General features: G+C 37.8%; 22 protein-coding genes. 13 read left to right on the top strand and 9 right to left on the bottom strand.

Features of this window, described 5'->3' with window-relative positions:
- Window position 1 precedes the first annotated feature (1 nt).
- Entirely contained in the window at window positions 2-856 is an 855-nt protein-coding gene (locus WNY79_RS01270) for a S1/P1 nuclease (RefSeq protein WP_024598579.1), read from the bottom strand.
- Window positions 857-1,107: 251 nt separating this feature from the next.
- Between WNY79_RS01270 and WNY79_RS01265 the strand changes: the two genes are divergently transcribed.
- Together WNY79_RS01265 and WNY79_RS01260 are read left to right on the top strand one after the other, a co-directional pair.
- Window positions 1,108-1,974, top strand: coding sequence for a hypothetical protein (locus tag WNY79_RS01265; RefSeq protein WP_342874873.1), 867 nt, complete (start codon window positions 1,108-1,110; stop codon window positions 1,972-1,974).
- On the top strand, window positions 1,967-2,911 hold the full coding sequence (locus tag WNY79_RS01260) for a hypothetical protein (protein WP_342874872.1): 945 nt from the start codon (window positions 1,967-1,969) through the stop codon (window positions 2,909-2,911). Before WNY79_RS01265 ends, WNY79_RS01260 begins: the two co-directional genes overlap by 8 nt.
- A 26-nt stretch (window positions 2,912-2,937) precedes the next feature.
- Here the strand turns inward: WNY79_RS01260 and ushA are convergent, their stop codons facing one another.
- Together ushA and WNY79_RS01250 are read right to left on the bottom strand one after the other, a co-directional pair.
- Entirely contained in the window at window positions 2,938-4,572 is a 1,635-nt protein-coding gene (gene ushA / locus WNY79_RS01255; protein ID WP_342874871.1) for a bifunctional UDP-sugar hydrolase/5'-nucleotidase UshA, read from the bottom strand.
- Between the two features lie 92 nt (window positions 4,573-4,664).
- On the bottom strand, window positions 4,665-4,835 hold the full coding sequence (locus WNY79_RS01250; protein WP_182720648.1) for a hypothetical protein: 171 nt from the start codon (window positions 4,833-4,835) through the stop codon (window positions 4,665-4,667).
- A gap of 249 nt (window positions 4,836-5,084) precedes the next feature.
- On the opposite strand from WNY79_RS01250, the gene WNY79_RS01245 reads away from it, so the two are divergent.
- Complete coding sequence (locus tag WNY79_RS01245; protein ID WP_076925641.1) at window positions 5,085-5,834, top strand: peptidylprolyl isomerase; 750 nt, start codon at window positions 5,085-5,087, stop codon at window positions 5,832-5,834.
- 71 nt (window positions 5,835-5,905) lie between these two features.
- On the opposite strand, the gene WNY79_RS01240 is transcribed toward WNY79_RS01245, so the two are convergent.
- A complete protein-coding gene (locus WNY79_RS01240) occupies window positions 5,906-6,322 on the bottom strand; it encodes an MAPEG family protein (RefSeq protein WP_024598575.1) in 417 nt (138 codons plus the stop codon).
- A 238-nt stretch (window positions 6,323-6,560) separates the two neighbouring features.
- Between WNY79_RS01240 and WNY79_RS01235 the strand changes: the two genes are divergently transcribed.
- Entirely contained in the window at window positions 6,561-9,443 is a 2,883-nt protein-coding gene (locus WNY79_RS01235; RefSeq protein WP_342874870.1) for an insulinase family protein, read from the top strand.
- A 247-nt stretch (window positions 9,444-9,690) separates the two neighbouring features.
- On the opposite strand, the gene WNY79_RS01230 is transcribed toward WNY79_RS01235, so the two are convergent.
- Window positions 9,691-11,073, bottom strand: a complete 1,383-nt coding sequence (locus WNY79_RS01230; protein WP_342874869.1) for a Na+/H+ antiporter NhaC family protein — start codon at window positions 11,071-11,073, stop codon at window positions 9,691-9,693.
- A 317-nt stretch (window positions 11,074-11,390) separates the two neighbouring features.
- Here WNY79_RS01230 and WNY79_RS01225 point away from each other — a divergent pair, with 317 nt between their 5' ends.
- On the top strand, window positions 11,391-11,777 hold the full coding sequence (locus WNY79_RS01225; protein WP_342874868.1) for a GNAT family N-acetyltransferase: 387 nt from the start codon (window positions 11,391-11,393) through the stop codon (window positions 11,775-11,777).
- 115 nt (window positions 11,778-11,892) lie between these two features.
- Here the strand turns inward: WNY79_RS01225 and WNY79_RS01220 are convergent, their stop codons facing one another.
- From WNY79_RS01220 to WNY79_RS01210, 3 genes are read right to left on the bottom strand one after another with little or no spacing between them, the layout of a single operon-like run.
- A complete protein-coding gene (locus WNY79_RS01220) occupies window positions 11,893-12,501 on the bottom strand; it encodes a PqiC family protein (RefSeq protein WP_170071377.1) in 609 nt (202 codons plus the stop codon).
- The gene (pqiB, locus tag WNY79_RS01215; RefSeq protein ID WP_294122647.1) at window positions 12,501-14,156 is read right to left on the bottom strand and encodes an intermembrane transport protein PqiB; all 1,656 of its coding nucleotides are present in this window, start codon (window positions 14,154-14,156) and stop codon (window positions 12,501-12,503) included. The genes WNY79_RS01220 and pqiB overlap by 1 nt, the downstream gene beginning before the upstream one ends.
- Window positions 14,153-15,319 (bottom strand): paraquat-inducible protein A, encoded by a 1,167-nt coding sequence (locus WNY79_RS01210; RefSeq protein ID WP_342874867.1) that lies wholly within the window; start codon window positions 15,317-15,319, stop codon window positions 14,153-14,155. Before WNY79_RS01210 ends, pqiB begins: the two co-directional genes overlap by 4 nt.
- Window positions 15,320-15,540: 221 nt before the next feature.
- On the opposite strand from WNY79_RS01210, the gene WNY79_RS01205 reads away from it, so the two are divergent.
- Window positions 15,541-16,230, top strand: a complete 690-nt coding sequence (locus tag WNY79_RS01205) for a transporter substrate-binding domain-containing protein (protein WP_342874866.1) — start codon at window positions 15,541-15,543, stop codon at window positions 16,228-16,230.
- Here WNY79_RS01205 and WNY79_RS01200 read toward each other — a convergent pair.
- A complete protein-coding gene (locus WNY79_RS01200) occupies window positions 16,219-17,034 on the bottom strand; it encodes a thioesterase family protein (protein ID WP_342874865.1) in 816 nt (271 codons plus the stop codon). The two genes, WNY79_RS01205 and WNY79_RS01200, sit on opposite strands and share 12 nt — an antisense overlap.
- Before the next feature lie 239 nt (window positions 17,035-17,273).
- Between WNY79_RS01200 and dnaK the strand changes: the two genes are divergently transcribed.
- From dnaK to WNY79_RS01165, 7 genes are all read left to right on the top strand, one after another.
- Window positions 17,274-19,190, top strand: coding sequence for a molecular chaperone DnaK (dnaK, locus tag WNY79_RS01195; protein ID WP_024598567.1), 1,917 nt, complete (start codon window positions 17,274-17,276; stop codon window positions 19,188-19,190).
- A gap of 202 nt (window positions 19,191-19,392) precedes the next feature.
- Window positions 19,393-20,532: a molecular chaperone DnaJ gene (dnaJ, locus tag WNY79_RS01190; protein WP_024598566.1), complete on the top strand. Its 1,140-nt coding sequence runs from the start codon at window positions 19,393-19,395 to the stop codon at window positions 20,530-20,532.
- Window positions 20,533-20,629: 97 nt separating this feature from the next.
- Window positions 20,630-21,091: a Cys-tRNA(Pro) deacylase gene (gene ybaK / locus WNY79_RS01185; protein ID WP_342874864.1), complete on the top strand. Its 462-nt coding sequence runs from the start codon at window positions 20,630-20,632 to the stop codon at window positions 21,089-21,091.
- 149 nt (window positions 21,092-21,240) lie between these two features.
- Entirely contained in the window at window positions 21,241-21,645 is a 405-nt protein-coding gene (locus WNY79_RS01180) for a DUF1761 domain-containing protein (protein WP_024598564.1), read from the top strand.
- Between the two features lie 91 nt (window positions 21,646-21,736).
- Window positions 21,737-22,105 carry a response regulator gene (locus tag WNY79_RS01175; protein WP_024598563.1) on the top strand — a complete coding sequence of 123 codons (369 nt, stop codon included), beginning with the start codon at window positions 21,737-21,739 and terminating at the stop codon, window positions 22,103-22,105.
- 156 nt (window positions 22,106-22,261) lie between these two features.
- Complete coding sequence (locus WNY79_RS01170) at window positions 22,262-22,513, top strand: hypothetical protein (RefSeq protein ID WP_024598562.1); 252 nt, start codon at window positions 22,262-22,264, stop codon at window positions 22,511-22,513.
- 148 nt (window positions 22,514-22,661) lie between these two features.
- A complete protein-coding gene (locus WNY79_RS01165; RefSeq protein ID WP_024598561.1) occupies window positions 22,662-22,925 on the top strand; it encodes a hypothetical protein in 264 nt (87 codons plus the stop codon).
- The last annotated feature ends 101 nt before the right edge of the window (window positions 22,926-23,026 follow it).

Genomic DNA, 23,026 nt, shown 5'->3' with positions numbered 1-23,026 from the left:
TTTATTTGTCAGTCGTCATTTTTAATGCCGTTTCTAACTCTTTTGCAGAAGGGTCAAATAAGGCGTTTAATAGTCCAGCTAATCGGATACCCGCTTGCTGTAGGCGTGTTTTTACAATTGGAGTGTTGTTATAAATGTAGCTATACCCAACTTCGTCGTTGGTATATTTATAAATTTTTGTGGCTAAATTATGAGATTCTTCAACCCATGTCATAGGTGAGCTTTGTAAATACTCAGCAATTAACTCGCTGTTATTTGTATCAATAAATTGTGCGTACTCAGTAAACGACAAATTCTCGTTCTCAACTAACTTTGTATCCCAAAGGCTGTGAAGATTTGTTTCTTCGTTAAAAAATGAAACCTTAATACGGTTACCACCTCTGTCTTCACCTCTACCAGCATGAAATGGTTGGTGACTGTCGCCCACCAAATGTACTAAAAAACGTAAACTGAACTGTTTAGCATCTAACGTGCTGTTGGTATCAGTAAGTGTTTGCATTGAATAGTGAATGCCTTCTAGGATATTACTTACAGATTCTTTGTTTTTAGTGTGATCGTGATTGAAGCTGAAAGATTTTCCTGGTGCTGCATTAATATAATGCCAACGAGATGATTGCTTTTGCCAAAACTCGCCAGGAGCTGAGCGCATTTCATCAGGCCAGGTTGATATTTGTGCAAGTGATTCACCATCAAGGTAGGGTTGTATTGCTGCTTTAGTTGTTTCGCTTATATGAGATTGTGCAATCTGCCCTACAATACGGTGGCCATTTTGACCCCAAGCATGTGAGTCAGTGCTTGTAAATATTGCACTAATTAAAAGCGCAGAAGATATCGAGTACTTTATATTGCTATGCATTAGAACTTCCTTAATGAATATTTCATGGCGTTGCTATGGGCTAATGCGGTCAATTGTCCTTACTTTTGGTGTTGATAGGAAGGACTCATTAAAATTCATAATTTCTTATTAACATTACTTTTAAATCAATGGTTTATATTTAACAGGTAAAATTACTTATTGTAATAAGTAAGCGAAATTGTTCAAATACACTATATCGTCTATTTTTGAGTGGCATTGCTTTGAATTTTAAAAATATTGTGTTGCACAAAATGTTAATTGTTACATTTTTGTTTCTGTTGTTGGTCGTTACGTGGGTTTGCGGTCAAGTTAGTGTATACAATGATGAATTACACTTTCCAGTTATGATAGAAACCTCAACTGAGTGTCAAACAACTGCAACAAGTAATAAAGGCCAATTAATTGTTTTTACACAATCAAAAAAAATAGCTAAGTTACTAACACAAAAGTTATGCTCTGATAACGTAGTGGCTAAGCAATATGGCTCTGTAAAAGGGTATTGGGGATATAGAACGGCAGACAGCTTTGAGTTCGTGGGTAAAGGAATTGCTGACTTAATTTTGGCTAAAAACAATATTATGGCAGCCTTTAAAGCGGAGTCGACCTATAACTACCAGCCCGTTGTTGGTTTTTCTGACTACACGGCTTTTTTTATATCTTCTAAAGAAAAACCTCGCATTACCAAACAATACTTTTTAGATAAGCGCATAGGTTTACTTGATTATCCGACCAGCCGATCAGGGCATATTTTACCAAAGCAAACGTTTAAAGAGTTGGATATTAATATAGCCAATTTGAAAATCACTTATGCGAGTTCTCATAACGAATTACGTGATTTACTCGCTAATGGAAAAGTAGATATTATTGCTTCGTTTTGGAAAGAGAGCGACGAAAAGCGTTTTTCAAAAAACTATATTACGCCTTTGAGTAATAATATTTCTGGAACAAGGTGGTATTTAAAAATGCAGCAAAACAACACTGATTTATTATGCGCAGTGCAGGAGAACTTGCTTGATATGTCTAAAGATCAAAGTTTGCATTACTATCAAAACGTACAGCCATTTTGGCGTTGCGGTGCCAACTTAGTAAGCTTAAAAGAGGGGGATGGTGATGAGTAAGTATAAGCAACTAATTGTTATTATAAGCTTATTTTTTATTTTATCGTCAGTCTTTTATATTTCTGTAACTCAGAAAGTCCAGCAAGTAGTTAAACAAAAAATAACGCAGATAGAAAGGCAAATAGCACTCGACTTACCATTACTCGATTTATCAAATGAGCTGCTAAAGCATTCAGGTAATAAAGATGCTGTTAACAGCTACATTAAAACTTTAAATAGCTACATTAATTCGAACGAGCTTAAAGTTGTTGCTATTGCACCAAAAAGTGAAGTAGTAACGCCTGTAAACTCAGACCAAATAATACGTAGTTTAAGCACTAATAACGGACTCGTATTAGTTGTATTTAACGTACAACAAACCCACTTTACATTAAGCCATTTTATTTACTATTTTATATTTTTAGTATTAAGTGTGCTGATTAGTTTTTGGGTAAAGTTTGCGTTTATTAAACAAAGCAATAAGCAGTTTAATAATACACAGCATCAACTAATTACTGAGCCTACGCCGCTTGTACTTATTGTTGATCTTAACGATAAGACATTCTCAAGTAGTTGTAATGCAGAACAAAAAATGTGTTTAGCCAATAAGCCATTGTGCTTTTATTTAGCACTTGTAGAGTATTGTACAAATAACGATGATGTCGCGCTTAGCCATAATAAAGATGTACCAGAGGAGCTGCTAGAGCTTGCTAACAAGTATTTTTATAGGTTGGTCGAACTCGGCCATACGGTTAGAAAAAGGCCTAACTTTAATAATAGCCTAGAAAAAACCCTAAGCGAAATACGTGCGGCATTAGATGAAGTACTCAGCGAGTATCCTGAAGAAAAAGAGTTATATTATCCACCTAAAGCATACGGGGAGGGGTCTCGCTCTCGTCTGCATAGTTATGGTCTGGTCAATATTAGAAAGGGCAATATTGAAATAATAGGAAAGTAACAAGGTTACTTTCCTATTATTAGAGGCTATTTAGGAGTAAATTCAGCCGTTTTAAGAGGGCTGTTTTTTGATATGAAATCTTGAAGTGCTTGGGCATCTGTTTCGTCTGTACTAACAAAGCCTTTTTTATTTGTAAGCGCAGGATAGCCATCACCGCCTGACGCGTTATAGCTATTTAAGCTCATTCTATACGTTTTATTTTTGTTCAAAGGTTGGCCGTTAATAACAACATTAACTAACTGATTATTTTTACGCTCAAACGATAGTTTATGGTATTGCAAATAAGCGCCAGCATCTGGTGGGAAGCTCGTTACTGTATTTAAATAATCCCATAAATCGCTGCCTTGCCAATCCATATAAGTAATACGGTTTTTAAAAGGATGTACTTTTAAAATATCTTTATAGCTTACTTCACCAGCTTCTATTGAGCTGCGAATACCACCACCACTTATTAGTCCAAAATCAGCACCTACTACGTCCATTTGGGCTTGAATAATCACGCGAGCAAGATTTGTTTGTTGGTAACGAACTTTGTTTCTGTCACCTTCTAAGCGAGCATCTACTTCACCAATGGTACCTTCAATTTGTTTAGCGCCTTTTGCTTGGTATACCGCTAAATAAGATTCAAGTTTTGAGTCTGGTTTAATGTACTCGTTTGCTAATACTTCTTTAGTTGAGCCATCAGCTTGTACTTTATCTACATACAAATTAACTGGCATCAGTTTGTAGTCTAGTAACGTTAATTTTCCGTTTTCAAGCTTAAACTCAGCTTTACCAACATACTTACCCCATTCATGGGCTTGCATAATGTAAGTACCGTTTTGTTGGTCCGGTTTACAGGCAAGACCTGGTTTAAAGTTGTCGTCATTTACATTTTTATCGCTCATACAAACAGGTTCTTGAGAGTGGCCACCAATGATCATATCAAGCGTGTTCGCAGGAAGTGAGCGAGCAAGTGTTACATCGCCGGGTGCGTTAATACCAAAGCTAGCATCAACATAATGACCCATATGAGTCAGGGCGATTGTAATGTCTGGGTTGTACTTAGCTTTTATTTCTTTAGCTAGTTTTGCTGTAACATCAACAGGGTCTTTAAACTCCAAGTGCCCAATATATTGAGGGTTACCAATTTTAGCTGTGTCGGTTGTTGTTAAACCAATAACAGCAATAGTTAAGCCATTCTTTTTGAATATTTTGTAGCTATCAAACGCGTGTTCGCCTGATTCTTTTTCAAATATATTAGCTGATAGAAAAGGGAAATTTACCCATTCTTGTTGTTGATTCAGTACATCAATAGGATTGTCGAATTCATGATTACCCAATGCCATCGCATCGTAACCAATCAGCGACATACCTTTAAAGTCAGGTTCTGCTTTTTGTAAATCTGATTCAGGGATGCCTGTATTTATATCACCACCAGAGAGAAGTAATACTGCATGACCTTGCTTTTGAGCTTCATTGCGTAATGTGTCAATTAACGTTTTGCGAGCGGCCATACCGTATTCGCCTTTTTCGTTTTGCCAAAAGCGCCCATGGTTATCATTCGTATGAAGTACAGTTAGATATTGAGTTGCAGGAGAGTTGCTTGCACTTGGGTCGGAAGTTGCCGATGTACACCCAAGTACGCTTAAAAAAACTGAAAATAAAATAATTATTCGCATAAAATACCTGTCTATTAAGGCCCACTTAATTTATTGAGCGGCTAGTTTAAACTAGTTTTATGCGAAAAAAACGTACTTATTTACATTTTACCTTAATTACGGCTTGTTGCAGCTGTTTCTCTGCGCTTTAACTCTTCACTCGCATATTTAGATTTTTCATGGTTTGTTGCAATCATCCACGTTAAAAAGCTAGCGGGTAGTTTTGTGTAAGCTTCGCCTCGGTGTAAACCAAAGTCGCAAATTGTGTGTTCAGTATGTTGCATTGTCAGTTCCTATTGTTTTGTGTTTTTTAAAGGTAACAAAAAGTAGGTATGCTTTTAAGATGATTTAATTTTAAATGATTAGATTTATATAGCTAAAAAGAATATAAGTAACACTATATGTAATTAATTTGTTATCAACGCGGTCTAATTTGTATCAACTCACACTTTAGAATCGATTTTAATCGCCTATGGTATTAATGTGTTAACACATTAACAATTAACTAAAAAATATAACAACGGGAATATAACATGAAAAAACTTTTACTTGGCTCAGTACTCGCTGCAGTAAGCTTTACAAGTGCTGCCACTATTGTCGAAATGAACACGAGCCAAGGTGTCATAGAAATTAACTTGTTTGATCAACAAACACCTAAAACAGTCGCCAATTTTTTAAGTTACGTTCAAGACGATTCATATAACGAAACAGTAATTCATCGCTCTGTTAGTAACTTTGTTATTCAAGGTGGTGGATTTACATACTCTGATTCATTAGATGCGATTACTACAAAGCCAGCTGTAGAAAATGAGCCTGTTTTTTCAAACGTTAAAGGCACCATTGCAATGGCTAAATTATCAGGCAATGAAAATAGCGCTACAAGTCAGTGGTTTTTTAATATGGCTAATAACAGCGCAGGAAGTGCAGCGCTAGATACGCAAAATGGCGGTTTTACAGTGTTTGGACAAATTACTGCCGCGAGCCAATCAACTTTAGATAAAATTGCTGCTTTAGTGCACTGTGGTGAAACTCCCGTTGTTGATATAACTGCTGAGCAATGTGCAAGCACTGATGTAACAATTAGTAGTGCTAATTTGGTAACTATTCAAAGTGTAACCGTTATGGATGATGATCCTAATTCTTCTGCTGGTCTTACTGTAACTGAAAACACGTTAATTGACTCAGGTGCAGCAATAGGTTCAGATAGTAGTTCTGGCGGTGGGCTAGGGTGGCTTTTAGGCGCTTTTTTACTTGTGTTTCCTCGTTTAAAACGTGCTAAATAATTAAATCTTATGTAATAGTAATGTGTCAGACGTAAATTACCTTTCACATTACTATTATTAAACTTTGCTATTTAAAGTAATACTCGCCAAACCATAGCTAGCCAAATTGAAAACACACAAATACAACCTAGTAAAAATACTTTAAAACGTGCGCGTACGTTATTTTCACCTAAATGAATAACACTATGCACAATGCGTGTTGCTACAAATAAACAGGCCAGTATAGCCACAAGTGTACTGGCGCTATTTAGTTGTAGTGCAAGTAAACATCCCGCGTAAAAAAGTACAGGTATTTCAAACTGATTTGAAAAGTTTCTATCTGCAACCCTAATAGTGTCGCCAGCCTTATCTAACTGCATTGTTTTAAAATCGCTTAAATCTAGCTGTTTGTTTTTAGCTGCTGCAAAGCGCCTTTTACCCATAATGAGCATTACAACCAGTGAAAGCGTAACTTGTGAAAACATGGCAAGTATGATGATTTTTTCCATTGTTTTTCCTTATTATTATTTAGAGTTTGTGTATCTTTTTATATTGAATGATTTTTAATCTCGAAGATTGGCATACTCGCAACTAATATTCGATTATGAAGGCATTTTTCACAATGTGTTACACAAAATAGCGTTATTTTGTAGAAAGTTATTAATTGAAAATGTTAGTTTAGCTTAACTATATTGCTTTGAATTGGCGCACGCTATTTTGCGCAATACTTTTTAATGGAAAACAAAAATGAAAAAGATTATTGGTTTTAGTGCTATTGCACTTGCAGTTTTAAGTGGTTGTTCAAATACAGCTTCGGTTTCTGTGGCGCCTCAGGCCTCTTTATTATCAGATACGTTAGTTGTAAGCCCTAACGATAACCGCGAATATAAAACACTTAAGCTGGCAAACGACATTGAAGTTATTTTAGTGTCAGATCCAGGTGCTGAAAAATCAGCAGCAGCACTAAGCGTTGGGGTTGGTTTACTACACGACCCGATGTCGCAACAAGGTATGGCGCATTATTTAGAGCACATGCTGTTTTTAGGCACAGATCGTTACCCAGACACAAAAGGGTATTCTGATTTTATGACCAAAAATGGTGGCGCGCACAATGCGTATACGTGGCTCGATATTACTAATTACATGTTTAAAATTAATAACGACGCGTTTGATGAAGGGCTAGACCGTTTTTCTGACTTTTTCAAAGCACCTAAGTTATACCCAGAATACACAGACAAAGAAAAAAATGCAGTAAACGCAGAGTGGTCAATGCGCCGCGAAATGGACTTTTTTGGTCAATTTAAACTCGCGCGAAAAATGATGGGCGATCACCCCGCTAATCGCTTTTTAATTGGTAACCTAGAAACGCTTGGCGATAAAGAAAACAGTTCACTTCATAAAGAAACGGTTGATTTTTATAATAAATATTACTCTTCAAATATTATGAAAGTTGCGCTTATTTCTAATTTATCTATTGCTGAAATGGAGCAAAAAGCGCAAAAATACTTTGCAGATATAAAAAATAAAAATATCGAAAAACCAGCAGTAACTGCAAAACTTGATTTTGATAACGCTGGCGGAAAACGCGTGTTTTATGCACCAAATGAAGATGTAAAACAGCTACAACTTGATTTCACCATTGCTAATAATAATAGCGAATTTGCGCTTAAACCAAACCGATTTGTAGCGTATCTACTAAGTAATGAAATGCCAGGCAGCCCAGCGCAACTACTTCGTGACAAAGGGTGGGTATCTCAGTTGTCAGCTTCAGCTGCACCAAATCAATATGGTAATTACGGTTCGTTAAACGTAAATGTAGAGCTTACAGATGAAGGCATGAAAAATCGTGATGAAATAGTTGCAACTATCATGCAGTACATCGATTTAGTTAAAAACGAAGGCGTTGATAGCAAATACTTCAACGAAATTCGTACATCACTAAACAACCAGTTTAAGTTTTTAGAAAAAGGTGATGAGTTTAATTATGTAAGCTCGCTTACACAAAGCATGCAAGATTATCCGTTAAATCACGCTATTAATGCGCCATATTATTATGCAAAGTTTGACGCTGACGCTGTAAACAAGGTACTTGAGCAGTTAAATGCCGATACCCTTCGTATTTGGTATGTATCGCAGCAAGAAGAGACAGACTCGCAATTACATTTTTACGACGGCAAATACCGCATTAGTGATATTAGCGATGATGAAATTGCCAGCTGGAAAAAACCAAGCGAGTTTAAGCTAGCACTACCAACTGTAAATAATTTATTACCTGAAAATTTTGCAATAAAAACTCAAGCCTTTAAAGAGCAAAAACACCCTGAGCTTGCATACGATAAAAATGGTGTAAAAGTATGGCGCCAAGCAAGTCAAAAATTTGCAGAGCAGCCAAAAGGGCTTGTTGAAGTTTATATAAATACTCAACCAGGTTTAAACGATATTAAAGCAGAAGTACTTTATTCTGTTTGGGCTGATTTATACAATATTCAACAAAGTCAGTTAAGTACCGAAGCAGCAATCGCTGGTATGAGTGTAAGCCTCGCGCCGAGTAATGGCCTTGTTTTATCTATGAGTGGTTTTACAGATAAACAAGATGTATTACTTAAACAAGCTTTAACCGGATTAAAAGCCGATGAAACAGCGCAAGCATTTAGCCAAGCAGTAGATCGCTTTAAACGTAATTTACTAAACCAACAAAAGCAGTTTCCGTATGCACAAGCATTTGGCGAGTACTCAAAACTAACGCGTACAGGTGGATTTGATACAGAGGCGCTTATTAAAGCCGCTGACTCACTGAGTGTTGCCGACTTAGCACAATTAAAAACAGCTACGTTTGCACAAAACGATTTACGCGTATTTAGTTACGGTAACTATAATCAGCAAGATATAGACGCGATTGCAGAAGAATTAAGCGCAACACTACCAAGTAACCATAAACGCAGTGAATTTGCGCGTAGCAAAGCTTGGTTACCTCAACTTGGCGAAACGCTGGTACTGCAAAAAGATATTGATGTAGCTGATGTAGCTGTAGTTGATATGACCGTTCATCCAGTTGCGGGTTACAGACAAAAAGCAGAAGCGGCTGTATTACAAAGTCACTTTAGAACAGTTGCGTTTGATAAAATGCGTACTGAGGAGCAACTTGCGTATGCAGTAGGTGCATTAGCGCGCCCAATCGAGGGTTACTCTGCAATTGGTTTGTATATTCAAACACCGGTTAAAGGTCCTAAAGAAATACAAGCTCGTTTTGATAAGTTTAAAAAAGAATACGCAGTTGAACTTGATAACATGAGCGAAGAGACTTTTGAGCAGCTTAAAAACTCAACCCTAGTATCACTTAAAGAGCAACCTAAAAACTTAAGTGACGAAATGAGACCACTTATAAACGATTGGTACCGTGAAAACTTTACCTTTGATTCTAAGCAAAAGCTGATTGATGAAGTTGAAAAAGTAACGCTTGCAGATATAAAAGACTACTACAAGCAAACAATGCTTAATCCTAATGCCGCACGTTTAAATGTGCAATTACGCGGTACTAAGTTTATAGAAAGTGACTTTGCCGATTTACCAAATCAAACTAAAATCACAACGCTTGATGCCTATTACAATGGTATTAAACTACAAAAATAAGCTTTATTTATACAGCTAAAAATAAACCCCAATGTATTGCTACATTGGGGTTTATTATTTATCTCACTATATTTACTAATAATACCAATTCGCTTAATTAAGTGATCTATTTTGAGGATGGAAAAACGTGTTGATAGCTAGGCAAAAATTTGCTATTTAGTTGTTCTAAATGAAAATTTTTTAACTCAGGTAGCGACACGTTTAGCCCCGTAAAATGATTAAGTATTATTGCGGATTGGTATAATATTTAAGCCATTATTAAAAAGCCTATAACAGCTAATGCCGCAGCAATTAGCGTGTAAGGCAATTGTGTAACGGCATGGCTCATTAAATTACAACCAGAGCCTTGCGCTGCGAGCACCGTTGAATCTGAGTAAAAACACGCTTGGCTACCAAAAGAAGAAGCCGATAATAGCGCACCAATGACCAGCGGTATGTTTGCATCAACTGCATTTGCCAGTGGCATAACAATCGGAATTGATACAGCAAAAATACCCCAGCTAGACCCCGTTGCAAACGCTAAAATAGCCATTGAAATAAATACCACGGCTGGTAAATATGCTGCGGTCATATAAGGACTTAAGCTGCCAATAACAAACTGAGGCAAACCAATTAAGTCGCATACATCTTTAAATATAAACGCCGCTATAACAGTACCAATAGCGGGGATCATACTTTTAAAGCCATCAAGCATGCGCTCAATCATTTCACTTACGCTCATTAATTTTTGTAGCGCATAAAATGGGAGAGTGACCGCCATTGTTGCTAATAAGCCTTTGTATACGTCTATTTCAAAGTAAACAGTAAATGCGACTAGTAAAATAATAGGTACTAAAAAGTTACGTAATTTACCTTTAGGGTCGGCATCTTCAAAGTTTTCTTCAGCTGCTTTTACTGCGTACTCATCTGCTGTTTGAACGTTATTATATTGAGCTGGATCGACTTGAGCTTGCTCAATTTGCGCCATTTTTTCTGCTTTTTTCATTGGACCAATCGCAGGAATAACACCCAACACAACAAGTAAAACAACAAGCACTGCAAACCACGCGTAAAACATGTACGGAATAGCTTGAATATAAACAGCAATCCCTTTGCCTTCTTCAGCAATACCGTTATCTACGAGTAAACCACCAAAAAATACCGCCCAGGTAGATAAAGGGACAAGCACACAAATTGGTGCAGCTGTTGAGTCAACAACGTAAGCTAGCATTTCACGGCTAACTTTAAATTTATCGGTAATGCGTTTCATTGTTTCACCCACAGTAAGGGCATTTAAGTAGTCATCAATAAAAATAACCACACCTAAGCAAAAGGTCATAAACAAAGATGAACGCTTACCTTTGGTGTACTTAAGAGCTAACTTACCAAAAGCTGATGCGCCACCTGTACGCACTAATAGCGCGATAAGAGCGCCAAAACCACCACACACAAGTATTAGCCAGCCGATGGTTTCGTCTGTCATCACTTTTAGCGATGTACTCGCAAAGTTAGTAAGTACTTGTGCAGGATCGGCTAAGACTAAACCAACTAAAGCACCAATAAGTAAAGATAAAATAGGGCGGCGTAATACAACAGCCAATACAACCACCACTAACGGTGGTAGTAAACTCAACGCAGAAGGTTCAAGCATTTAAGTATTCACAAAATTAAAAGCATGCATAAAAATTAAATTAATTTTCAAGCTGCTTATACAAAAACAAAGAAGATGATAAGTTTGTTGTTAAATCATTTTCCAAGTCACTGCTTTTGTACGCGTGGGAGGGACACATAAACAGTTATGTTAAATAGCAGCTTAAGTGAAACGCGTTGGCTTTGGCGCCAGACGGTGCAAGGAGTGCAAACCGCTATTGTTGTGCCTGTAAAAACATCGGCGCAAAAATAATCTGCTTTTTAATTCCAGTCAACAAAAAGTTACGTGCTAAACAAAGTTTTTTAGAGGAACTTATATTGAACGCAGTATTTAAAACAAATCGACTGTTGTTGCGCCATGCAAATGCAAGTGATGCAGCTGTGCTGCTAAAATTAGTTAATCAGGCTAGTTTTATAAAGCACATTGGCGATAAAGCAATTTATACTCTTGATGATGCTAAGTCATACATCAATCAGTCATTTATTGCTTCTCATAAATACCAAGGCTTTGGGCCTTACGTTATTACTTTGCATAATGGTGTAGTGGTTGGCGTGGTTGGGTTTTATAAACGAGCAGCGTTACAACAACCTGATTTAGGTTTTGCACTTGTAAGCGATTTTGAAAAAAAGGGCTATATTTTTGAGGCGGCTACCGCACTTTTGCAACATAGCATAAATTTGGAATTACAAAACTGTGTGCAATAACATCACCAGAGAATAGGGCTTCGCAGACTGTGTTGCTAAAATTGGGCTTTAAAATTGAGGGCAAGGCGGTTATCAATAATGATAAAACCGCCGTTATTATATTTTCACTTAATGATTAAAGTCTTGCTTGTTCTATTTGTTTTGCAACATTTAGGTTTATATTTAGCCATGTTGCTTCAAGTGTCGAAACCAAACCGTCATAACCGTCATCATCAATAGGGACCAATTGCGAAAAATTATGAATACTTATAAGACGTCGGCCTGTTTCAGGGTGTGTGTAATATAAACGCCAAAGTCCTGAAATATCAGCGTTACCTTCCATATCGCCATTAAAGTGGTGAATTTCGTACTCAAGTTCATAAAATGTTTGTTGATCGAGTTCAGTAATGACCGGTAAGCCCTTTATTACCATCCAATTTGGCATAGCATTAAAAAGCGCTTGCTGGGCTGTTGCAGTGAGCATTACATCCGGCGATTCGCCCCACAAGTTGTAATTAGCAGCATGTATTTGGTTACTGTCTATTTTCATAGCAATACCTAAATTATTTAAAGCACCTCTGAGTACAACGGTTTGTATTCTTAGTTGTGCGTCTGTATCTGTTACATTTCGAGACGATGCACCAATAGGCTGCTCAAACTGATAATACTGTGTGGCAGTTTGTATTGATGAACTACAACCTGCCAATAGTAATAATAAACTTGCAGTTAAAAATAACGATTTCATTATTGCTTCCTTGGTTTTGGATCTGCTGGTAGTGATTTATCAAAAATTAGCATATTAGGTTGCTCGTTTAATCCGCGAGTTAAAGGCTGTAGGCCCTCACTTAAACGTTTAAACTCTTTTAATGTTTGCTGTATTTGATGATGAAGTTCAGAACCTGCTTGGTAACTGGCCATGGTTTTATCAAATTGGCGCATAGTTACTTCAAATTGTTCCATACTTTTTGTCATCTTTTCGAAGTTACGGTTAAAGTCGCCTGGTAAGTTTTGCGTATCTTTTTGACTTAGCAGCTCTCGCATTTCATTAGCAAGCGCTCGGTAATCGGTAAATGTGGCTTGCATTTGTTCTAAGCTATCTTCAACTTTTAGGTTATTTACTTTATTAAGTACGTCAGAGACTTGGTCTGCTAATACGGTTATGCCGCTAGAAACACTCGGAAAAACATCATATTGCACAAGTTTACCTAGGTGGGCTTCTGGTGCATCTGGGTATATATCAAAATCAACGTACACTGCACCCGTTAATAAATTGCCCGGTTTTAATGAAGCGCGCATACCACTCTCAATCCAGCCTTTTAAACTACCTTGCCAATATTCTTTAGCTGAAGCACTGTCGTGATACAAGCGTCCGTACTCTACTTTTATAAGCACCGGAACCGCCGTATTATGGTTTCTAAAGTGGGCAGGTTTACCGTCAATAATTACATTGGCAGGAGTTTCAACAACAGTACCTACACGCATTCCTCTATATTCTACAGGCGCACCAGTGCGTAGTCCTCGAACTGATTGTTCAAATTCAATTAGGTAGTAATCAAAGTCGTAAAAACGCTCTTCTAGCGCTTCTTTATAGCTTTGGCTTAATGAGAAGCTATGGCCATCTTGTGCTATTTCACCTGGTGCCTGCTGCTCAGGTAAGCCAACCGAAATGCCGCCCTTTAAAAGCTTACTCAAAGAGCCCGTATTAATATTGATGCCATCGGCAGATAGGTCAATTTCAATCCCTGCGTTCACCCAAAAAATAGAGTTCATGGTGATCAGGTTTTGATATGGTTCTTTAATAAATACGCCGTACTTCATTGCCTGGTTTTCCCAATCAAAAGTGGCGGTTTCTATTTGACCTATTTTGTAATTTTTGAAAAATATACCGGTACTCACATCAAGCACTTCAGCGTTGTAACTCATTAATTTGAAACGGCCACCTTTCACATCTTTACCAATGAGGGCGGGTTCGTCTTGTAATTTAAAACGCTCTTTTAGCTCTTTACTTTCACCTGGTGAAAACTCTAAATATACACCAGACAATAGCGTGCTCATTCCGCTAATACCTGTCTCATCAATGCGTGGTTTAACGACCCAAATTTTGGCATCGTCAGTCAGTAGCTCGTTATAATTTTTATCTATTTGCGCGCGGGCAATAACGCTGTCTTGGGTGTCTGATAGTCGAACATGGTCAATTTGACCTATTTTTACACTGCGCACTTTTATTTCAGTTTTACCTGCAATAATGCCTTCGGCTTGTGGCATCTCGATAAAAATTGTAGGGCCTTTATTAGCTTGGTATTGGTATAACATCCACATGCCCACTAAAAGCGCAATTGCCGGAATGATCCAGATAGCGGAAATTTTCGGTTCTTTTGTTATTTCGGCAGTTTCGGTCATGCTTTGTTCTCTGATTTTTTGTTTTTAGGGGAATCCCACAATAAGCGTGGGTCAAAGGCATGGGCAGCCATCATTTGGCATATTACCATAACTGTAAAAAATACAATGCCTAATCCTGGAGTTACTGACATTAAATTACCCAGCTGAACTAAGGCAACTAAAATAGCAACCACAAATACATCTATCATCGACCACTTTCCAATAAATTCAGTAAGTTGATAAATCCGGGTGTAACTTTTAGTATGCCTATTGGCAGGCCTTGTTACCATAAAGCATAAAAAGCTGAGTACAAAAGCTTTAGCAAGTGGCACCACAACGCTTGCTAAAAATATAATAGCGGCAATAGGGTAGGAGCCACTTTTCCAAAGTGTAATTACGCCACCAATTAAAGTCGAAGGCGATTCATCTCCCAAGCTCGTGGTATGCATAATCGGTAAAATATTAGCTGGAATATAACAAACGACAGAAGTAATTAGCCAAGCTGCTGCTTTTTGTACGCTATAAGGATTTCTGACGTGTGTTTTAGTATGGCAACGCTGACAAATGTTACCCGTACAGAGTTGATGGCACACATGGCAAGCTTTAATGTTCTCATCTATAGCACGCTTAGCATGCTCTGCGCCTTCGAGTATTCTTACTGGCTTTATTTGAGCCCATAAGCGCGGGCGATTTAAGTGAACGAGCGCAGCTATGTATAAAATAACAAACCCCACATAAGCCCAAAAACTCGTGCCAAAGCTAATATCAGCCAGCGACATGATTTTAACCATACTAACAAGTACGCCAATTAAAAATATTTCCGACATAATCCAGGGCTCTAACGCAAGGGTGAACTTTAGTAGTCGCCTTGCTATGCCCTCTGGTAATGTTTTTAAAAGCCCAAGATGCAAAGGAATTAAAATAAGAAGCAAACCCATAGGCAGAGCAATAATGCTCAAATCAATAAATAAGCCAAGAAGCTCACTGTCGTAATTAAATAAAATTCGAGCAGCGTCGGGCAGTGTAATAGTTTGAGTAATACCACTACTGCTAAAAGAAATAAAAGGATAAAACATACTACTCAGCAGCATTAATAGAGCGCTAAAGCTCAGCGCGACAATTCGGCTGTCGTGATTAACATCGGCTTCGCAAAGTTTGTGGTGACAATGCGGGCATATCGCCATTTGTTTTGCGATTATGCGAGGTATATCTATGATCAGATCGCAGCAGGGGCATACAGTTTGCAATTTAATACCAAGCAAGAAGAATATTTCTTCAATTTTGCTATATTTAATACATTAATACAACGCGTTCTGCCATCAAGCTGTTCGTTATATAAAGGAAGCGTGTGAAATATTATTTTTACTACATATTAATGTGGCTCTTTGTTTGCTCGCAAAATGCTGTGGCTATTAATAAAGAGCGAGAGATAATCATCGCTGCGAGCGCATCAATTCCACCCTATGTTTTTGTAAAAACGGACTCGGGTATACACCTAAATTTAATAAAAGCCGCGTTAAAGGCCAATGGATTTGCCAATATTAATGTGCAATATATGTCGAATAAACGCGCTGAGCATCAATTACATAATAAAGGAGTAGATATACTTTTAAATTATGCTGGAGGAATTAGTGCTGGTATTTATCCAAGTAAGACGGTACTTAGTTATGAAAATGTAGCTATTACACTCAAGCGAAATAAATATAACATTGATAAAATAGAAGGCATGTTTAATAAAAACGTTCTTGCTTTTCAAAATGCAACAGCATATCTGCCTCCTATATTTAAAAGGAATGTTAAACACTTTAGCTCATATCAAGAGGTTATTAATCAAAAAGCGCAGGTAGATAAGCTGTTAAAAGGTTGGGTTGATGTAATTGTGCTAGATAAGCGTATTTTTTACTATTACTACAATCAACATAAATCCCCTGACGCTGTTCAAATTTATACTATATTTCCAAAAGCCGATCGACCTGCTTATTTTAATAACCTCGCTTTAGCTACTGAGTTTGACATTGGTTTGGCGCTCATCAAGCAAAATGGTATTTATAAAAGTATTGTTGATGAAGGCCAAACCTATTCATCAATCAAATAAAGCCACGGTTTGGCGTGTAAGCGCAATGAGTTCACCGGACTGCGACCATATACAGCCATCTTCTAAACCGTAGCCATATTTAGAATGATGAGTAATTGCTTCAAAGCCCAGCCATTCTCCAGGTGTTAAGTTTGGCTCTTGCACAAATTCTAAATACCACGACATGCTACTTGCAGGAGCGGGTTGTTTAAACATTTGTAAAAGTGTTGGCGGCCAAGCATCTGTTAATGCAATAACATGAGCCTCAGTTATGTGTTCTGGGATTTGCTTAAAGCGCATCCAGCCACCCAGGTGAGACGTTTCTGCACTACTAAATGGCATCGCGCCTTGCTGCGGGCATAAATCAACATGTTGGAAAAATTCAGGCATCTGACCTTTTATAAAAGGTAGTGTATGGCGCTCGTCTACCGGCTTTAAACCCAAAGATTTTGAAACAGGCACATTAATACCCGATTCTCTACTTTTAGCAAAACACGCTTGTACAATTACGCACACTTGTTCATTTTGAATTGCTTTGGCGAGTACCTGTGTACTGCTTTTACCTTGGCGCAATATTTCAACGGACAAAGAAAAAGGAGTATCGGCAATTAATGGTCCTACAAAATTAGTACTAAGCGAAAGTAAGCGACGATCATTCGTTACCTTACCTCTGATTGCTTGATACAGCAGTGCGGCTGAAAGCCCACCAAAAGCAGTTCTGCCTTGGCACCAGTTTTCTGGAAATTGCATTGTATTATTTAATTGTTCTGTATTTTCGGTTTGACCAATTTTTTCCGCTTGTTGAAGTAGTTGCTCAAAATGCATGAAGATGTCCTTTTATAGTGCGATTTAATAAATTTATAACACAACGCCACTAGTCAGACCAGTAATTAAAAGCATCCCTGGCGGTGTAAAAATCACCATTCCTTACAATTATTAGGGTTATTTTGTAAATAAATCACAAAAAATGAATTTTTTTTCATTTTTACAGTTGAAATAAGTTTGGAGCAACCCTATTTACTAGTCATCGAACGTTTAACGAATATTGAAGTTGGAGAGATTTCATGGGTAAAATTATTGGAATAGATTTAGGTACTACAAACTCTTGTGTTGCAGTACTTGATGGTGGCAAAGCACGTGTTATTGAAAACGCGGAAGGCGATCGCACAACCCCGTCTATTATTGCTTATACGCAAGACGGAGAAACTTTAGTAGGTCAATCTGCTAAACGTCAAGCGGTTACTAACCCGACAAATACATTATTTGCAATTAAGCGTTTAATTGGTCGTCGTTTTGAAGACGAAGAAGTTCAACGTGATATCGGCATCATGCCGTTCAAAATTATTAAAGCTGATAACGGCGATGCATGGGTAGAAGCGGGTGGCGAAAAACGCGCTGCACCACAAATTTCTGCTGAAGTACTGAAAAAAATGAAGAAAACAGCTGAAGACTTCTTAGGTGAAGAAGTAACTGAAGCCGTAATCACAGTACCTGCATACTTTAACGATTCACAACGCCAAGCTACTAAAGATGCTGGTCGTATTGCGGGTCTTGAAGTTAAACGTATTATCAATGAGCCAACTGCTGCGGCACTTGCTTACGGTATGGATAAAAACCGTGGCGAAAACGTAGTTGCAGTATATGACTTAGGTGGCGGTACTTTCGATTTATCAATCATTGAAATTGATGAAGTTGAAGGCGAGCACACTTTTGAAGTACTAGCTACAAACGGCGACACGCACTTAGGTGGTGAAGATTTCGATAACCGCGTAATCAACTACCTAGTAGCTGAATTCAAGAAAGATCAAGGTTTAGACTTAAAAACTGATCCTCTTGCAATGCAACGTGTTAAAGAAGCTGCAGAAAAAGCAAAAATCGAACTTTCATCTGCACAGTCTACAGAAGTAAATCTTCCGTATGTAACTGCTGATGCATCTGGTCCTAAGCACATGAACGTGAAACTAACACGTGCTAAGCTTGAGTCACTAGTTGAAGATTTAGTAATGAAGTCTCTAGAGCCATTAAAACGTGCACTTGCTGACGCTGATTTATCAGTAAGCGACATCAACGACATTATTCTTGTTGGTGGCCAAACACGTATGCCTCTAGTACAAAAAACTGTTGCTGATTTCTTTGGCAAAGAGCCACGTAAAGACGTTAACCCTGATGAAGCAGTTGCAGTAGGCGCAGCGATTCAAGGTGGTGTACTTGCTGGTGACGTTAAAGATGTACTATTACTAGATGTTTCTCCATTATCTCTAGGTATTGAGACAATGGGTTCAGTAATGACTGCATTAATTGAGAAAAACACGACGATTCCTACTAAGAAATCGCAAACATTCTCAACAGCTGAAGATAACCAATCTGCTGTAACAATTCACGTGTTACAAGGTGAGCGTAAACGTTCAAGCGACAATAAATCACTAGGCCAATTTAACCTAGAAGGTATTCGTCCAGCGCAACGTGGTACACCGCAAATCGAAGTAACATTCGATGTTGACGCCGATGGTATCTTACATGTATCTGCGAAAGATAAAGATACAGGTAAAGAGCAAAAAATTACAATTCAAGCATCTTCAGGCTTAAGCGATGAAGAAGTTGAAAAAATGGTTCGTGACGCAGAAGCACATGCTGAAGACGATAAAAAGTTTGAAGAACTTGTAGCTGCTCGTAACCAAGCTGATGCTCTAGTTCACGGTACTCGCAAGCAAATTGAAGAAGCTGGCGATGCATTACCAAGCGAAGACAAAGAAGCGATTGAAGCTGCTGTTGTAGATTTAGAAGCTGCAATTAAGAGCGACAATAAAGAAGAGATTGAAGCTAAAACTCAAGCTCTTGCTGAAAAGTCTCAAAAACTAATGGAAATTGCTCAAGCGAAAGCTCAGCAAGGTTCAGCAGATGCAGGCGAGCAACAACAGTCAACTAAGCAAGACGACGACGTTGTTGATGCAGAGTTCGAAGAAGTGAAAGACGACAAGTAATTGTTGCTAACGCTTCTCGCTGACCAAAAGTACTTAACTCAGTTAGGTGTTTAGGTTAGGATGAACAATTGAGGCGCGCGAGCAATAGCTTGTCGCGCCTTTTGCATGTATTTAAGGTTTAAAAATTCAATGATAAATCGATGCGATTTATCGGTTTATCCAGCAGCTCACGCTGCAAACAGAAAAGAGTAGTGTGATATATATGTCAAAACGCGATTATTACGAAGTCCTCGGCGTAAGCAAAGATGCGAGTGAGCGAGACATAAAAAAAGCGTATAAACGCTTAGCGATGAAATATCATCCAGACCGTACCGCAGGTGATAAAGAGCTTGAAACTAAGTTTAAAGAAGTTAAAGAAGCTTACGAAATTTTAACTGACGGTCAAAAACGTCAAATGTATGACCAACATGGTCACGCAGCGTTTGAACAAGGCGGCGGTGGCGGTCACGGTGGTTTTGGTGGCGGACATGGCGACTTTGGTGATGTATTTGGCGACGTATTTGGCGATATTTTTGGTGGCGGCGGTGGTCGACGTCAATCTCGTCAACAACGTGGATCTGATTTACGTTACAACATGGACTTAAGCTTAGAAGAAGCTGTTCGTGGTAAAGAAGTTGAAATTAAAGTACCTACATGGGTTGGCTGTGAGCCGTGTGATGGCAGTGGTGCTAAAGCGGGTTCTAAACCTAAAACATGTACTACTTGTCATGGTGCTGGCCAAGTACAAATGCGCCAGGGTTTCTTTGCTGTACAGCAAACGTGTCCTACATGTCAGGGACAAGGTCAGATTATTTCAGATCCTTGTAACAGTTGTCATGGACAAGGCCGCGTAGAAAAAACTAAAACGCTTTCAGTTAAAATTCCAGCTGGCGTTGATACAGGCGACCGTATCCGCTTAACGGGTGAAGGCGAAGCCGGAATGCATGGCGCGCCATCGGGCGACTTGTACGTGCAAGTATCGGTTCGCGAGCATGAAATATTTGTACGTGAAGCGAACAATTTATACTGTGAAGTACCAATTAGCTTTACTACAGCAGGCCTTGGTGGCGAAATTCAGGTGCCAACACTTGATGGTCGAGCAAAGCTTAAAATACCTTCTGAAACTCAAACGGGCAAAATGTTCCGTATGCGTGGCAAAGGTGTTAAGTCTGTTCGCAGTGGTGCACAAGGCGATCTAATTTGTAAAGTGGTAATCGAAACGCCAGTTAATCTTAACGAGCGTCAACGAGAACTACTTCAAGAGTTAGATGAAAGCATGGGCACAGATAGCTCGAAAAACCGTCCTAAAGAGCAAGGCTTTTTTGATGGTGTTAAAAAGTTTTTTGATGATTTAACTAAATAAATTTAAATTATTATGAACAAAAAAACGACGCTTTTAGCGTCGTTTTTTTTGCTTTAAACTTAATTTTTGTTACTGTGAACAAAAAAGATGAAACAGCATGACTCCAGCAATAGATCTACTTAAAAAGCAAAAAATCCCCTTTGAAGTACTCAGTTATGAGCATGATAAGAATAATAGCCATTATGGGTCTGAGGCTGTTGAAAAACTTAACCTCAATAGTGACAAAGTCTTTAAAACCTTAGTACTTGAAACACATGAAGGGCAACTGATTGTTGCCGTAACGCCTGTATCCCAACAAGTTAACTTAAAGCAGTTAGCCAAATTATGTGGTGCTAAAAAAGTAGTTATGGCTGCCCCACAAAAAGTACAAGTTAGTACCGGTTATATTTTAGGAGGGGTGAGTCCGCTTGGACAAAAAAAGCGTCTAGCTACGTTTATTCATAGCAGTGCTTTACTCTTTGATACTATTTTTGTAAGCGCCGGAAAACGAGGCATAGAAATAGCACTCTCACCAACTGATTTAGCCTTATTAACCAATGCAAAATTTGGCGATTTATAAACTATATTTTAATAATTATCTTCTATACAAACAATTAATTCAAGTTAAGCAATTTGCTCAATACCTTATTTATAACTACATTGGGAGTATCTTTATACCGTTAATATTTTATCCAAACGGTATCACACATTTTGTATACGGCTGTTTGTATGAATCTTTTAGATGTTAATTATTTTGCGATACTAGTGGCTGCGCTGTCTTCTTTTATGCTTGGCGGCATATGGTACTCAAAAGCTTTCTTTAAAAATGCTTGGCTAGAAAGTAGTGGCTTAACTGATCTGGACTTACAATCGGCTAACCCTAAGTTGATATTTGGTGGCAGCTTTTTTTTAGTTTTTATAGCGGCTTTAATGCTGTCTCTTTTTTTAGGTAAGGACGCAAGCGTAGGTGAAAGTATAGGGGCAGGCTTTGTGATCGGCTTTTTTTGGATCAGTAGTTCATTAGGATTAAGTTATATATTTGAGCAACGTCCTTTAAAGCTTTTTTTAATTAACGGGGGTTATCATGTTTTACAGTTTTCGTTAATGGGGCTCATTTTAGGAATATGGCCGTAAGTTCAAATAATTAGTAAAACCAAATTTGCTCCTTATCTTCGAGTAGAGTAGTTTTATATAATCCCCTTTACATGACTTGGTAAACGTACTAATGAAAATATTAGTTGTTGATGATATGCCGCTTATGCGACATGTATTAATTAATATGTTGAGAAAACTAGAGTATAGCAATATCGTTGAAGCAACTGATGGATTGCAAGCTTTGGCTTTATTACGTCACCAGCATTTCGATTTGGTTATTACAGATCTTCATATGCCAAAAATGGATGGCGTTGATTTACTCACTAATATTCGACAGGATAAAGCACTCACTGATATTCCCGTTTTAATGGTTACTTGTGAAGACAGTACGGATAAAGTTAAGCAAGTTATCGCAGCTAAAGTATCGGGGTTTATAATTAAACCTTTTAATATGAATGTATTATCATCTCAATTAAACCGCTTCTTTTTTAGGGATTAGGTTATATTTCTCATAATCAATAATTTATTATGAGCTAGCTTGAACGAACATACTGCACAAAAATTCTAAAACCCAGTTGTCACCTTTACCTATCGAAACTGATATCATAGTTAATAACTCTTCATATAATACAGCAGAACCTAATGGCAAAACCTAATGGCAAAACCTAATAAAAAAGGCCCAACTAAAACGGTCGATATTTTTTGCTCAGCCTGTAAAGCTTCCTTATTTAAATATCGAAAAGGAGGGAAGGGAGCATTAGTTAAGTGTTTTAAAGAGCGTATTAGTCAAGACTTTACAAGTGAGCCATGTATTTGCCCTAACTGTAGCCGTCCATTTGCCCGAGAGGCTATTATTCGTGGTGCACCAGCCTATAAAATCATCGGCGGAAAAGTAACGTTTAAATAAAGCTTTCTCCATACGGACATATGGCCTTGTTAGAATTTACCACATTGATAGAATCGCCCGGTTTGCTGTTTCAATGAATGAAAAAATACCCTCCCCATGGATCGGGCCAGTTTATTGGGTTATTTAAAAATGGATAAAGGATAGTTTCGTGATAGCACTCTTATTTGACATCATAGGTATGACAGGTACTTTTTTAGTAGTTGGTTCATTTTTTTTACTGCAGCTAGGTAAAACATCTCCAGCTAGCTTAACGTATAATATGATGAATTTAACAGGGGCGATTTTACTATTAATTAGTCTTTGTTATAATTTTAATTTAGCGAGCTTTGTAATCGAAATATTTTGGATTGCGGCGTCGTTAATTGGCTTATATAAATATGTTAAAAATAGATCAGCATTAGCTACAAATTAATTGTTTTTTAATTTAATGCTAAACAGATCGCTGTAAACATAGTTGTTTACGGCGATTTTTGTTTTTAAGCACTTTAAAACTGTTGTTAACAAAAAGTTTAT

The organism is Pseudoalteromonas sp. AS84, from assembly GCF_038900255.1.
GTDB lineage: Bacteria > Pseudomonadota > Gammaproteobacteria > Enterobacterales > Alteromonadaceae > Pseudoalteromonas.
The sequence above is the reverse complement of the archived record's forward strand: the minus strand, read 5'-3'. Positions and strand labels throughout refer to the sequence as shown.

Excerpts from the sequence above, each read along its gene's own strand:
- WNY79_RS01265 (WP_342874873.1), top strand. The coding sequence starts at position 1,108 with ATGTTAATTGTTACATTTTTGTTTCTGTTGTTGGTCGTTACGTGGGTT.
- WNY79_RS01170 (WP_024598562.1), top strand. The coding sequence starts at position 22,262 with ATGGCAAAACCTAATAAAAAAGGCCCAACTAAAACGGTCGATATTTTT.
- pqiB (WP_294122647.1), bottom strand. The coding sequence starts at position 14,156 with ATGACCGAAACTGCCGAAATAACAAAAGAACCGAAAATTTCCGCTATC.
- dnaJ (WP_024598566.1), top strand. The coding sequence starts at position 19,393 with ATGTCAAAACGCGATTATTACGAAGTCCTCGGCGTAAGCAAAGATGCG.
- WNY79_RS01250 (WP_182720648.1), bottom strand. The coding sequence starts at position 4,835 with ATGCAACATACTGAACACACAATTTGCGACTTTGGTTTACACCGAGGC.
- WNY79_RS01245 (WP_076925641.1), top strand. The coding sequence starts at position 5,085 with ATGAAAAAACTTTTACTTGGCTCAGTACTCGCTGCAGTAAGCTTTACA.
- WNY79_RS01230 (WP_342874869.1), bottom strand. The coding sequence starts at position 11,073 with ATGCTTGAACCTTCTGCGTTGAGTTTACTACCACCGTTAGTGGTGGTT.
- WNY79_RS01175 (WP_024598563.1), top strand. The coding sequence starts at position 21,737 with ATGAAAATATTAGTTGTTGATGATATGCCGCTTATGCGACATGTATTA.
- WNY79_RS01270 (WP_024598579.1), bottom strand. The coding sequence starts at position 856 with ATGCATAGCAATATAAAGTACTCGATATCTTCTGCGCTTTTAATTAGT.
- WNY79_RS01235 (WP_342874870.1), top strand. The coding sequence starts at position 6,561 with ATGAAAAAGATTATTGGTTTTAGTGCTATTGCACTTGCAGTTTTAAGT.
- WNY79_RS01180 (WP_024598564.1), top strand. The coding sequence starts at position 21,241 with ATGAATCTTTTAGATGTTAATTATTTTGCGATACTAGTGGCTGCGCTG.
- ushA (WP_342874871.1), bottom strand. The coding sequence starts at position 4,572 with ATGCGAATAATTATTTTATTTTCAGTTTTTTTAAGCGTACTTGGGTGT.
- dnaK (WP_024598567.1), top strand. The coding sequence starts at position 17,274 with ATGGGTAAAATTATTGGAATAGATTTAGGTACTACAAACTCTTGTGTT.
- WNY79_RS01260 (WP_342874872.1), top strand. The coding sequence starts at position 1,967 with ATGAGTAAGTATAAGCAACTAATTGTTATTATAAGCTTATTTTTTATT.
- WNY79_RS01240 (WP_024598575.1), bottom strand. The coding sequence starts at position 6,322 with ATGGAAAAAATCATCATACTTGCCATGTTTTCACAAGTTACGCTTTCA.
- WNY79_RS01210 (WP_342874867.1), bottom strand. The coding sequence starts at position 15,319 with ATGGCGATATGCCCGCATTGTCACCACAAACTTTGCGAAGCCGATGTT.
- WNY79_RS01200 (WP_342874865.1), bottom strand. The coding sequence starts at position 17,034 with ATGCATTTTGAGCAACTACTTCAACAAGCGGAAAAAATTGGTCAAACC.
- ybaK (WP_342874864.1), top strand. The coding sequence starts at position 20,630 with ATGACTCCAGCAATAGATCTACTTAAAAAGCAAAAAATCCCCTTTGAA.
- WNY79_RS01220 (WP_170071377.1), bottom strand. The coding sequence starts at position 12,501 with ATGAAATCGTTATTTTTAACTGCAAGTTTATTATTACTATTGGCAGGT.